This window comes from Streptomyces kanamyceticus (assembly GCF_008704495.1).
GTDB classification, from domain to species: domain Bacteria; phylum Actinomycetota; class Actinomycetes; order Streptomycetales; family Streptomycetaceae; genus Streptomyces; species Streptomyces kanamyceticus.
Window position 1 is genome coordinate 1,304,662 of sequence record NZ_CP023699.1, and the last position, 13,144, is coordinate 1,317,805.

Sequence of the window (13,144 nt, forward strand, 5' to 3'; positions counted from 1 at the left end):
CTCGCCCGTCGGCGGTCGGGACGCCGGTGCGGGACCGGCTCCCGATCGGCCGGGCGGGGTTCCTCACCGCTCTGGAGGAACCCCGTCCGGCCTGGTGGTGCGCGCCGCCCCCGTCCCCACGGTGCGGCGCGGGCAGACCCGGATCCCGTCATCCGGCGGAACCGGGCCCACGATCATGTGACGCCCCTGGTCGGCGTCAGGTCAGTCCGAGGCCGGGCAGCACACAGGCCTCGACGAAGCGGATCAGATAGTCCTCGTCCGCGTACACACCTTCGATGATGGGCCGCGCCCTCAACACCCCGAACAGCTGCAGCGTGACGAATTCCACTGCCGGGTGTCCCTCGGCGATCTCCCCGCGTTCCACGCCGCGCCGGATGATCACCTCCATCGCCTGGAGCTCCGGCTCGATCAGCGTCTCGCGCAGCGCCCGCTGGAGCTCCGCGTCCTGGAGGACCGCGTGGCTGAGCGCCTGGACCAGCATGGTGTCGCGCCCGGACCGCTCGCCCGCGGCACGCGCCGCCTCGCGCAGGTCCCCCGCGAGATCACCGGTGTCGATCTCCGCGAACCGCACACAGCGGCTGGCGCGCAGCGCCGCGGCCACGAACTGGGGCTTCGTCTTCCACTGCCGGTAGAGCGTGGACTTGCTGCAGCGCGTGCGGGCGGCCACGCCCTCCATCGTCAGCGCCTCGTACCCGCACTCGCGGAGCTGGTCGAGGACGGCCGCGTAGAACTCCTGCTCACGCTCCGGCGTGATCTTCGAGCGGCTCGACGTCGACGTCATGACTCTTCCCCTCGGTGCGACTGGCCCGATCGGCCTCATCGATACGCCAGTGTACCGGTACGCTTCCGTATCGGTACACTGGCGTATCGATGAGTGGGGAGATCCCTCACTCGGCACCGCACCACCTGTCATCACGTAAAGGGGCCGGGGGATGGATTCCCGAACCGAGCCTGCCGAACGGGAGCCGGACATATCCGTCCGGGAGCCGGACGCGACCACCGTCCGGAAGCCGGACACAGCTGCCCGACCGCCCCTCGTCCGCGAGCTCCTTCTCGTCATAGGACTCTTCCTCGTCTACAAGTTCGGGCGGCAGCTCGCCAACGGACATACGGGCGAGGCCTTCCACAACGCGCACCGCGTGTGGGACGCCGAGCGGGCGCTCCACCTGCCCGGCGAGGGCGCCGTGCAGAACGCGCTCATGAGCAGCGACACCCTGATCCACGTCGCGAACACCTACTACGCGACGGTGCACTTCCCCGCGACCCTGCTGTTCCTGGTCTGGCTGTACCTGCGCCGCCCCCGGCACTACGTCTGGACGCGGCGGGTGCTCGCCGCGCTCACCGCCGTCGCACTGGTGCTGCACCTCGGCTTCCCGCTCGCGCCGCCGCGACTCCTGGACGCCGCGCACCTCGTCGACACCGCGCAGGTGTACGGGCCCTCGGTCTACGCCTCCGAACCCGCGACCGACACCATGGCCAACCAGTTCGCGGCCATGCCGTCGCTGCACTTCGGCTGGGCCCTGATGCTCGCCGTCGGCATGATCGTGGCGACCTCGTCGCGGTGGCGCTGGCTCTGGCTGCTGCACCCCCTGCTCACGCTGCTCGTGATCGTCGGGACCGCCAACCACTACTGGCTCGACGCGATCGTGGTGAGCGCGCTGCTCGGCATCGCGCTCGCGGTGATCCGGCTGCCGCAGCCAGGACGCTCGCTGATCGTGCGCCGCTCCGCGGCCGCGCGCGAGCTGGCCGCCTCGGGGGCGGGCCGGTGAACGCCACCCTGCTCGCCGTCGCGCTCTCCCTCGTCTCTGCCGCCGCGTACGCCGCGGCCGCGGTGGCCCAGGAGCGGCTCGCCTCGCGCGTCTCCGAGGGCGAGAGCGGAGTGCTGCGGATGCTCGGCAGCGGCGCGTGGTGGTCCTCGGTCGGGCTCAACGCGTCCGCGGCGCTGCTGCACGTGGCGGCCCTCAAGTACGGGCCGCTCACGCTCGTCCAGCCGCTGGGCGCGCTCACCCTCGTCGCCGCCGTGCCGCTCGGCGCGCGGCTCGCGGGACGTCGGGTGACCCGCCTGGAGTGGCGCGGCACCGGGCTCACCCTCATCGGCCTCGGCGCGCTGCTCCTGACCGCTTCGGGCCCCGCGCCCGACGACAGCCTGACCGTGCCGGAGGCCCTGACCGTCGCCGCCGCGACCATGGCGGTCATCGGGGTCCTCTCCCGCCCCGGCACCCGCCCCGGACTGCGGCACGCGACCGCGTCCGGCTTCGCCTCGGGCGTCGCCTCCGCGCTCACGCAGACCGTGACGGTCGCCGTGACGGACCGGTCGGGACCGCTGCTCAGCCCGCAGGTGATCGTCGTGGCCCTGCTTGTGGCGGCGTTCGCCGCCGGTGGTCTGCTGCTCTCGCAGACCGCCTACCGCGGCGGCCTCGGCGCACCGCTCGCCGTGGTGACGCTCGCCAACCCCCTCGCGGCCTCGATGATCGGCGTGACACTGCTCGGCGAGCGGCTCCAGGGCGGGTTCGTCGGCATCGCGCTGGCGGTGGCGGGGGCGGGAGTCGCGGCGTACGGGGTGGTCGTCCTCACGCGCTCGCCCCGGACCGCGGCGGGCGGGCCAGTGCCGGACTATCTGCCGTCGATCCCAGGGCAGCCGACAGAAACGGCGGCGCTGCGGCTTTCGCGCCCCTGAGGCGGTGGCGCCCGAAGGGGCGCGGGGAACTGCGCGGCCAGCCACATCCGACCCGCAGAGCGCGTGAGAGGGAGAGACGAAACGGCGCCGGTCGCCCCCTGCGGAAGGGAGCGACCGGCGCCGTACAAGAAGGGCAAGGTCACCCGAAGCCGCGAGCGTCCTGCTTCAGCGCCGTGTCCACGGTGAGCGCGGTCGCCACGACCAGGCTCAGGAGCGGCTCGGGCAGCTGGTAGTGGATCTGCAGGACGTAGTTGTCCGCGGTGGTGAACATGGTCTTGGCGAGACCTTCCCAGGTCTTCGTGATCCGGGCGACCTCGTTGTCGGCGTGGTCGACGATCGAGAAGTTCCAGGCGCGCCAGTTCTCCGCCTTGATCGCGCCGACCTGCTGGCCGTTCACCATCATCGCGAAGTTGATCTTGCCGATCATGTTCTGCTGGACGATCTCGCCGATCGGCTGACCGTCCGCGCGCTCGACGATCACCCGCGACTTCATGAACTTGCGGGGCCGGGTCAGCATCATCTGCGGCTGGCCGTACGCGTCACGGATCTCGAGCCTGTGCGTCATGAACTGGTCGAGGCTGGAGACGAAGCGCGCGACCTTCTTCAGCACGCTCTGGCCGACCTGGACGACCGAGCCGAGCACGTTGCCCGACTGGTCCATGACGCTGTACTCGTTGGTGAGCTCGATGAGCTTGGCCTTCTGGTTCACCACTAGGACCGGCTCCGTGAACAGCGTGCCGCCGCCCTGCGCGGCCGGTGCGACACCGGCCTGGTGCTGCACCTGGCGCTGCACCTTGGCCGGATCGGCCATCGGGGGGACCTGTGCCTGTGGCTGGCCGAACTGGCCCTGGAACTGGGCCTGCTGCGGGACCTGCTGGGCCTGCGGGACCTGCTGGGCCTGCTGCTGGACCGGGGTCGTGTGGTCCGTCCATTGGGCGCCGTCCCACCAGCGCAGGAGTTGGGCTACGCCGTGCGGGTCCGGGTGCCAGCCAGCAGGAGTGTTCGAATGCGTCGTCACTCGGGGCACCCTACCCGTCGAATATCGGCCATCCGCCAGTCCCTTGCGGGGTTGTGATGTCTGACTCACTCGCTGTTTCGCACAGCCTGCGGGTGCTCCGTGGCCGTTCGCGCAGTTCCCCGCGCCCCTTACGGGGCACCCCCAGGTCCCCTAGAACGCCACCTCGACCCGTAGGCCGCCCTCCGCCTCCCGCAGTTCCACCGATCCGATCCGGCCAGCCGCCCGGACGTCCTCCCGCGCCGCCGCGAAGCGGTCGAGCGTCGCGCTCGGTGCCGTGATCGTCGCCTTGGCGACCTCCGCGCGCATCGACACCCGCGCCTGCGACTTGGCCCTGCGGACCGCCGCGATGACCTCGGACGCCGTGGTCAGGACCGCCGCGTCGCCCGCGTGGTCCCGCAGCGCGGACGCGTCAGGCCAGGCGGCTCGGTGCACCGAGCCCTCGCGCCACCACGACCAGACCTCCTCCGTGACGAACGGCAGGACGGGCGCGAACAGGCGCAGCAGGACGTCGAGCGCCGTGCGCAGGGCCGCCCGTGCCGAGCCGGTGGCGGCCGCGTCGCCGTGGTCGCCGTACGCGCGGGCCTTGACCAGTTCGACGTAGTCGTCGCAGAAGCGCCAGAAGAGCTGTTCCGTACGTTCCAGCGCGCGGGCGTAGTCGAAGGCGTCGAAGGCCGCGGTGGCCTCCTCGACGGTCGAGGCGAGCGCGGCGAGCAGCGCGCGGTCGAGCGGCTCGGTGGCGGCCGCGCCCTCGGGGACGTCGCCGATGCTCAGGACGAACCTGCCGACGTTGAGCAGCTTCATGGCGAGGCGGCGGCCGATCTTCATCTGGCCGGTGTCGAAGGCCGTGTCCGTGCCGGGGCGGCCGCTCGCCGCCCAGTAGCGGACCGCGTCCGAGCCGTGCTCCTGGAGGAGGTGGCCCGGGGTGACCACATTGCCCCGGGACTTCGACATCTTCTTGCGGTCGGGGTCCAGGATCCAGCCGGAGATCGACGCGTGCCGCCAGGGCAGCGCCTCGTGCCCGGTGTGGGCGCGCAGGACCGTGGCGAACAGCCAGGTGCGGATGATCTCGTGGGACTGGGGGCGCAGGTCCATCGGGAAGACCCGGGCGAACAGGTCGGGGTCGGTGAGCCACTTCCCGGCGATCTGCGGCGTGAGCGACGACGTCGCCCAGGTGTCCATGACGTCCGGGTCGCCGCTGAAGCCGTGCGGCTCGCCGCGCTGGGCCGCCTCGTACCCGGGCGGCGTCTCCGCGCTCGGGTCGACGGGGAGCGCCGAGAGGTCGGGGACGATCGGGTGGTCGTGGTCGGGCTCCGCGTCGCCGTCCAGCGGGTACCAGACGGGGATGGGGACGCCGAAGAAGCGCTGACGGCTGATCAGCCAGTCGCCGTTGAGCCCGCCGACCCAGTTCTCGTAGCGGACCCGCATGTGCGGCGGATGCCAGGTCAACTCTGCTCCCCGGTCGAGGAGTTGATCGCGCAGGGCGCTGTCCCTGCCGCCGTTGCGGACGTACCACTGGCGGGTGGTGACGATCTCCAGGGGCTTGTCGCCCTTCTCGAAGAACTTCACCGCGTGGGTGACGGCGCGCGGCTCGCCCCGGAGGTCGCCGCTCGCGCGGAGCATCTCGACGACGCGCTCCCGGGCGGTGTGCGCGGTGGCGCCCGCCAGCTTCGCGTACGCCGCGACGGCCTCCGGTGCCTCGACGCCGCTCGGCGGCTCGGCGCGGAAGCGGCCGTCCCAGCCGATCACCGGGCGCGTGGCGAGCCGCAGTTCGCGCCACCACGTGACATCGGTGGTGTCGCCGAACGTGCAGATCATCGCGGCGCCGGTGCCCTTGTCCCGCGCGGCGAGGGGGTGGGCGACCACGGGGACCTCGACGTCGAAGAGCGGGGTGCGGACCGTCGTGCCGAACAGGTCCTGGTAGCGCTCGTCGTCCGGGTGCGCGACCAGCGCGACGCAGGCGGGCAGGAGCTCGGGGCGGGTGGTGTCGATCAGGACCGTACGGCCTTCCGTGCTGCGGAAGGCGATCCTGTGGAACGCGCCGGGCCGCTCCCTGTCCTCCAGCTCCGCCTGGGCGACCGCCGTGCGGAACGTGACGTCCCACAGCGTCGGGGCCTCGGCGACGTAGGCCTCACCGCGCGCGAGGTTCTCCAGGAACGCGAGCTGCGAGGTGGCACGGGCGTCCGCGTCGATTGTCTGGTAGCTGTGCGACCAGTCGACGGACAGGCCGAGCGCACGCCACAGCTCCTCGAAGACCTGCTCGTCCTGGACGGTGAGCCGCTCGCACAGCTCGATGAAGTTCCGCCGGGAGACGGGCAGCTGCCGCTTGCCCGGCCGCTCGGGCGGGGCGAAGTCCGGGTCGTACGGCAGGGCGGGGTCGCAGCGGACGCCGAAGTGGTTCTGGACACGGCGCTCGGTCGGCAGTCCGTTGTCGTCCCACCCCATGGGATAGAAGACTTCCCTGCCGCGCATGCGCTGGTAGCGGGCGATGGTGTCGGTGTGCGTGTACGAGAAGACGTGGCCGACGTGCAGCGAACCGCTGACGGTGGGCGGCGGGGTGTCGATGGAGAAGATCTCGTCCCGGTGCCTCGACCGGTCGAAGGCGAATACGCCCGACTCGTCCCAGCGCCTCGACCATTTCGCTTCGAGCCCGTCGAGGACGGGCTTGTCGGGGGCCCCGGAAGGACGGGGAGCGGCATTCGTCATGCGTCCGGATGCTATCCGGGGCGGTGCGCGACCGCCGCTCCATTTCCTCGCGGGTTCTCTTCCTCGCCGGAGCCCCCGGCGGAGCGTCAGCCCGTGGCGATCGCCGGGTCGCTGACGCCCGCGCTGCCGGTCTCCACGTGGCCCGCGAGCCGCCGCAGGAAGCCCGCGTCCGCGTCGGACTTCACGGTGACGTCGTACCAGCGCTTGCTCGCCCGCAGGTCGACGGTGTGGTCCACGGAGGCCCCCGCCTTGACCTTGAACGTCTGGCCCGTGCCGCCGTAGGCGTTGGTCACGGTGAGGTTCACGTCGGCGGTGCCCGCGTTCTTCAGGGTGAGCTTGAGGTTGCCGGACTTCTTGTCGTGCCGGGCGATGACCTCGGGGCCCGCCTTCTTGCCGGGTCCCTTGAAGGTGCGCAGGAAGCCGTTCGGGCCGAAGACGGAGAGGTCGTACGCGTCCTTGGAGTACGCCGAGTTCCAGGTGTCGGCGATGGTCTTGCCCGCCTCCGTGGTGTACGTCCAGGGCCCGTCGGTCCGGTTGGCCGAGCGGACGTGGAAGCAGACGCCCGCCTTGTCGCCACCGCTGAAGGTGAGCGTGAACTTGCCCGCTGCCGCGTCCGCGGCGCCGTCCACGAGCGGGGCGTAGGGCAGCGGGCGGGCGGGCCGGGAGCCGCGCTCCTGCTTGGGCAGCGCCGGGTTGGCGGGCGGCTTGGGGAAGTAGTCGGGGTGGCGCGCGTGGTCCGGCGGCTCGTAGGCCGCGGTGTCCGGGAGGTCCGCCGGGTCGGTGTCCTTGCCGCTGAAGTCGAAGGCGGAGGTGAGGTCGCCGCAGATCGCGCGGCGCCACGGCGAGATGTTGGGCTCCTTGACGCCGAAGCGGTTCTCCATGAACCGGATGATCGACGTGTGGTCGAAGACCTCGGAGTTCACGTAGCCGCCGGTGCTCCACGGCGAGACGACGACCATCGGGACGCGCTGGCCGAGGCCGTAGTGCCCGGCGCCGTAGGAGATGTTGCCCGGGAAGTAGTCCAGGGTGGTGTCGACCGTGGACTTGCCCTGGTTGGCGTCCTTCGGGACGTACGGCGGGACGACGTGGTCGAAGTAGCCGTCGTTCTCGTCGTAGGTGATGAACAGCGCTGTCTTGGCCCACACCTCGGGGTTGGAGGTGAGCGCGTCGAGGACCTGGGAGATGTACCAGGCGCCGTAGTTCACCGGCCAGTTGGGGTGCTCGCAGAACGCCTCGGGGGCGGCGATGTAGGAGACCTGCGGGAGCTTGTCGGCCTTGACGTCGGCCTTGAGGAGGTCGAAGTAGCCGTCGCCCGCCTTGGCGTTGGTGCCGGTGCGGGCCTTCTCGAAGAGCGGGTCGCCGGGCTTGGCGTTGCGGTACTTGTTGAAGTAGAGCAGGGAGTTGTCGCCGTAGTTGCCGCGGTAGGCGTCGTCGATCCAGCCCCACTTGCCCGCCGCGTCCAGGCCGTCGCCGATGTCCTGGTAGACCTTCCAGGAGACGCCCGCCTGCTCCAGGCGCTCGGCGTACGTCGTCCAGTCGTAGCCCGCCTCCTGGTTGCCGAGGACGGGACCGCCGCCCTTGCCGTCGTTGCCGACGTGGCCGCTGAGCATGTAGTAGCGGTTGGGGTCGGTGGCCCCCATGAACGAGCAGTGGTAGTCGTCGCAGACGGTGAACGCGTCGGCGAGCGCGTAGTGGAAGGGGATGTCGTCCCGCTTCAGGTACGCCATGGTCCGCTCGGACTTGGCATTGATCCAGTTGTCGTACGCGCCGCCGGCGAAGGCGCTGTGGCCGCCCGCCCAGTCGTGGTCGAGGCCCGCGATGAACTGCATGCCCAGGTCCTCGGCGTCCGGGTGGAAGGGCAGCACCTCCTTGCCGCCGCCGCTCTGGTTCCAGACCGGCTTGCCGCTGGGCAGGGTCACCGGGCGCGGGTCGCCGAAGCCGCGTACGCCCTTCATCGTGCCGAAGTAGTGGTCGAAGGACCTGTTCTCCTGCATGAGCACCACGACGTGCTCGACGTCCTTGATGGTGCCGGTGGCGCGCCGGGCGGGCAGGGACGCGGCGCGGGCGATCCTCTGGTTGAGCATGGCGAACGTCGCGGTACCGCCGGCCAGCTGCATGAAGCGGCGCCGATTGAGTTCAGGCATGAGTATGTGGACCTCGTTGTGTGGGGGACGCGAGCGGGGTGAAGTGTGCCAAGGGGAGCAAGCAATAAGGAAGGGTCTGTGACGGGCGTGTGAAGAGAAGTCCAACCTCTGACGGGCGGGACACAAGTCCCGGCCATTTGGGACCTAAGGCCCACATTTGACATATGGGAATACACATGTCTCACTTGGCCGTGCGCCACTCCGAGGCGTGTTCTTCATCCGTCCCGCGATCGCAAGGAGGTGTTCGGGATGAGTCCCGAAGGAAGTCCTTGCGTCAGCGGTGACCTTCTCTGAGACGGCTTTCCGCCTCTCCTGAAGCCGCTTTTCGTCTCTCCTGAAGCCGCCCCGCGCCGCTTCCGAGGCCGAATTACGCCGCTGTTTCCCTTTTCTGTCGCGCCGCCGTCGCGCTGTCGTCGCGGCGATGCCCCCTGCCCTGCCGTCGCCTTTCGCCGCCGGTACGACCAGGGATTTCTTCACGTCCCATTCACACATCCACGTCCTCGTGCACGGGCCTGCTTCGTCATGCCCCCGCACGGAGGGAGGTCTGCCATGAACAAGCTGATTCCCCAGGTACGCCTGGCACCGCCGGGCGAGAACCCCAACCCCCGCACCCCCGGCGGCCGCCGGGAGCGCAAGGCCGCCGAGCTGGAGACCCGCACCCGCGAAGTCGGCGCGCGGCTCGCCGACTTCAGCGCAAGGCCCGCCCGCGACGTGCTGCGCGAGCTCGGCGCGAGCACCCGCGGACTGCGCCAGGACCAGGTCCTGGCGCGCCTGGAGCGGCACGGCGCCAACGCCGTCGCCCACGAGAAGGCGCCGCACTGGACGTGGCAGCTCGCCAAGTCCTTCTGGAACCCCTTCATCGGCGTCCTCGCCGTCCTGGCCGCCGTCATGTTCTGGCAGGACCCCGCGGACCCCGGCGTCCTCATCCTCTCCGCGATGGTGCTGATCAGCGCCCTGCTGCGGTTCTCGCAGGAGTTCCGCTCCACCAGGTCGGCCCAGGCGCTCAAGGAACTGGTCACCACGACGTGCGCGGTGCGGCGCCGCTGGAGCGAGCAGGGGGGCACCGAAGAGGTGCCCATGGAGGACGTCGTCCCCGGCGACATCGTCCTGCTCGCGGCCGGTGACCTGGTCCCCGCCGATCTGCGGCTGATCACCGCCAAGGACCTGATGGTCAGCCAGGCCGCGCTGTCCGGCGAGTCGCTGCCCGCCGCGAAGGCCGACACGCGGGGCCACGACTACGGCCAGCGGGCGACCGCCGACCCCGTCGAGGCCGACAACCTCTGCCTGATGGGCACCTCGGTCACCTCGGGCACGGCCACCGGCGTGGTCGTCGCCACCGGCACCGACACCTACTTCGGCTCGATGGCGGGCGCCCTGGTCGGCGACCGTCCGCAGACCAGCTTCGACCTGGGCGTGAAGCGCGTCAGCTTCCTGCTCATCCGCTTCATGCTGGTGATGGTCCCGGTCGTGCTCGCCATCAACGGCTTCACCAAGGGCGACTGGAACGAGGCGCTGCTCTTCGCGATCTCCGTGGCGGTCGGCCTGACCCCCGAGATGCTGCCCATGGTGGTCTCCGCCAACCTGGCGCGCGGCGCCGTCGCGATGTCCCGGCACAAGGTGGTCGTCAAGCAGCTCAACGCCATCCAGAACCTGGGCGCGATGGACGTCCTGTGCACGGACAAGACCGGCACGCTCACCGAGGACCGCATCGTCCTCGACCGCTACCTCGACGTGCACGGCCACGAGGACGCCGAGGTCCTGGAGTACGCCTACCTCAACTCGCACTTCCAGACCGGCCTTCGCAACCTCATGGACCAGGCGGTCATCGACCGCGTCGACGAGGCCGAGGAGGTTGTCGTCGACACGCGCTACACGATGGTCGACGAGATCCCCTTCGACTTCGCGCGGCGGCGGATGTCCGTCGTCCTGAACCGCAACGGCCTCCTCGGTGACGTGGGCCGCCCCGAGCACGTCATGGTCACCAAGGGCGCGGTCGAGGAAGTCCTCGGCCTGTGCGGCCACATGATGGAGCGCGGCGAGCGGGTCGAGCTGACCGACCAGCTGCGGGCCCACGTGACCTTCGTGAGCGAGCGGCACAACCGCGAGGGGCTGCGGGTGCTCGCCGTGGCGACCCGCACCATGTCCACTCCTCGCGACACCTACTCGGTGGCGGACGAGTCGGAGCTGACGCTCGTCGGCTTCCTCGCCTTCCTCGACCCGCCGAAGAAGGACGCGGCGGACGCCCTGCGCGCGCTCGCCGAGAACGGCGTCGCCGTCAAGGTCGTCACCGGCGACAACGAACTGGTGGCCGCGCGGGTCTGCGCGGACGTCGGTCTGGAGGCCGGGGAGCTGATCACCGGTGCCACCGTCGACCTGGTCGACGACGTCGAGCTGATCCGGCTCGCCCGTACGACCACGGTGTTCGCCAAGGTCAACCCGGTCCAGAAGGCGCGGATCGTCCGCGCCCTGAAGGCCGACGGACACACCGTCGGGTTCCTCGGGGACGGCATCAACGACGCGGCGGCGCTGCGCGAGGCCGATGTGGGCGTCTCGGTGGACACGGCCGTGGACATCGCCAAGGAGTCCGCGGACATCATCCTCCTGGAGAAGGACCTGATGGTCCTGGAGCAGGGCATGTTGATGGGTCGTCAGACGTTCGGCAACACCATCAAGTACATCAAGATGACCGCGTCGTCGAACTTCGGCAACGTCTTCTCGGTCCTGGTCGCCTCGGCCTTCCTGCCCTTCCAGCCGATGCTCGCCATCCAGCTGCTCGTACAGAACCTCTGCTACGACATCAGCCAACTCTCCATCCCCTGGGACCGGATGGACAAGGAGTACCTGCGCAAGCCGCGGAAGTGGGACGCGAAGGACATCGGCCGGTTCATGATCCGGATCGGTCCGATCAGCTCGATCTTCGACATCACGACGTTCCTGCTGATGTGGTACGTCTTCTCGGCCAACACGGTCGGCGAGCAGACCCTGTTCCACTCCGGCTGGTTCGTCGAGGGCCTCCTCTCACAGACGCTGATCGTGCACATGATCCGTACGCAGAAGATCCCGTTCGTCCAGTCGCGGGCCTCCCTGCCGGTCCTGGTGATGACGGGCTCGATCATGCTGCTCGGCCTGTGGCTGCCGTTCTCCCCGCTGGCGTCCGCACTCTCGCTCCAGCCGCTGCCGATGAGCTACTTCCCGTGGCTGATCGGGACGCTCCTGGCGTACTGCGCGCTGACGCAGGGCGTGAAGACGTGGTACATCCGGCGCTATCACAGCTGGCTGTGACGGGGTGACGCGGCTGACACGGGACTAGGTGCTGGGGGCAACCACGCGGGACAATGGCTGCCCCTGGCACCTCCCAGCGCCCCCGAGACCGCCCTGAGGAGAACCATGACCCTGCGCGTCCATGGCACCTGCGCCCCCGAGTTCGCCGAGGTGCGGGAGGAATTCGAGCGGAACTTCGCCGAGCGGGACGACCTCGGGGCGTCGGTCGCCGCCGTCGTCGACGGCGAGTTCGCCGTCGATCTGTGGGCCGGTGACGCGGACCTGACGGGCACCCGCCCGTGGCAGCGCGACACGCTCGTCAACGTCTACTCCGTCACCAAGGGGATGACGGCGCTCTGCGCCCACCTCCTCGTGGACCGGGGCGAGTTGGACCTGGACGCGCCGGTCGCGCGGTACTGGCCCGAGTTCGCGCGCGAGGGCAAGAGCGACATCCCGGTGCGCTGGCTGCTCAGCCACCGCGCCGGGATCATCGCGCCGGGCGAGCCGCTGCCGCCCGGCGCCCTGTACGACTGGGAGCGGGTGACCGACGCGCTCGCGGCGACGGCGCCGTGGTGGAAGCCGGGCAGCAGGCAGGGCTACCACGCGGTGACGTTCGGGTTCCTGGTCGGCGAGGTGGTGCGGCGGATCACGGGCGTCTCGGTCGGCACGTTCCTGCGCGCCGAAGTGACGGGGCCGCTCGGCGCCGACGTCCACATCGGTACGCCGGAGAGCGAGCACGGGCGGTGCGCGGACCTGGCACCCGCGCTGAGCCCTCCCGCGCCCGCGAAGGAACAGGCCCTGGCGGACCAGCCGTTCGGCGCCCCCGAGCCGCCGGTGCGCGGGATCGACGACCACCCGATGGCGGCCGTCACGATGGCCATGCGCTACCTGCCGATCAGCGACGTGAACGGCCCGGCCTACCGCGCGGCGGAGATCCCCTCGGTCAACGCCCACGCCACCGCGCGCGGACTGGCCACGGTCTACGCCGAGTTGGCCGCCGGACGGCTGCTCCGCGCCGACACGCTGGAGCGGCTGCGCACCCTGCAGAGCGAGCCCGACGAGCCGGACCTGGTACTGCGGGGCCTCACCCCGTTCGGCGAGAACTGGCCCTGGGCGCTCGGCTACATGCTCAACCAGTACGGCCAGGCGGGCTCCAACCCACGGGCGTTCGGGCACGGCGGCATGGGCGGTTCGTACACCTTCGCCGACCCGGAGAACGGGGTGGCGTACGCGTACGTCATGAACCGGATGGGCGGCGGCACCTCCGGCGAGGACCTGCGCAGCATCCATCTGGTCGGCGCGCTCTACCGGGGCCTGCACGCACGCGGCTGAGGTCCCGGG

Annotated in this window: 8 protein-coding genes; 4 read left to right on the forward strand and 4 right to left on the reverse strand. The window is 70.5% G+C overall.

Annotated elements, in window-relative coordinates; genetic code table 11:
• Positions 1 to 196: 196 nt before the first annotated feature.
• On the reverse strand, positions 197 to 781 hold the full coding sequence (locus tag CP970_RS04855; RefSeq protein WP_055555655.1) for a TetR/AcrR family transcriptional regulator: 585 nt from the start codon (positions 779 to 781) through the stop codon (positions 197 to 199).
• Between the two features lie 151 nt (positions 782 to 932).
• On the opposite strand from CP970_RS04855, the gene CP970_RS04860 reads away from it, so the two are divergent.
• Positions 933 to 1,769: a phosphatase PAP2 family protein gene (locus CP970_RS04860; protein WP_079044010.1), complete on the forward strand. Its 837-nt coding sequence runs from the start codon at positions 933 to 935 to the stop codon at positions 1,767 to 1,769.
• Positions 1,766 to 2,677: a DMT family transporter gene (locus CP970_RS04865; RefSeq protein WP_191094873.1), complete on the forward strand. Its 912-nt coding sequence runs from the start codon at positions 1,766 to 1,768 to the stop codon at positions 2,675 to 2,677. The genes CP970_RS04860 and CP970_RS04865 overlap by 4 nt, the downstream gene beginning before the upstream one ends.
• A 139-nt stretch (positions 2,678 to 2,816) precedes the next feature.
• Here CP970_RS04865 and CP970_RS04870 read toward each other — a convergent pair whose 3' ends face one another.
• From CP970_RS04870 to CP970_RS04880, 3 genes are all read right to left on the reverse strand, one after another.
• Positions 2,817 to 3,695, reverse strand: a complete 879-nt coding sequence (locus tag CP970_RS04870) for a phospholipid scramblase-related protein (protein ID WP_055553152.1) — start codon at positions 3,693 to 3,695, stop codon at positions 2,817 to 2,819.
• A gap of 150 nt (positions 3,696 to 3,845) precedes the next feature.
• Positions 3,846 to 6,398 carry a valine--tRNA ligase gene (gene valS, locus CP970_RS04875; RefSeq protein ID WP_055553154.1) on the reverse strand — a complete coding sequence of 851 codons (2,553 nt, stop codon included), beginning with the start codon at positions 6,396 to 6,398 and terminating at the stop codon, positions 3,846 to 3,848.
• Positions 6,399 to 6,484: 86 nt separating this feature from the next.
• Positions 6,485 to 8,542 (reverse strand): phosphocholine-specific phospholipase C, encoded by a 2,058-nt coding sequence (locus CP970_RS04880; RefSeq protein WP_150492993.1) that lies wholly within the window; start codon positions 8,540 to 8,542, stop codon positions 6,485 to 6,487.
• A gap of 549 nt (positions 8,543 to 9,091) precedes the next feature.
• Here CP970_RS04880 and mgtA point away from each other — a divergent pair.
• Positions 9,092 to 11,824, forward strand: a complete 2,733-nt coding sequence (gene mgtA, locus CP970_RS04885) for a magnesium-translocating P-type ATPase (protein ID WP_055552214.1) — start codon at positions 9,092 to 9,094, stop codon at positions 11,822 to 11,824.
• 105 nt (positions 11,825 to 11,929) lie between these two features.
• Positions 11,930 to 13,135 (forward strand): serine hydrolase domain-containing protein, encoded by a 1,206-nt coding sequence (locus CP970_RS04890; RefSeq protein ID WP_055552216.1) that lies wholly within the window; start codon positions 11,930 to 11,932, stop codon positions 13,133 to 13,135.
• Positions 13,136 to 13,144: the final 9 nt, after the last annotated feature.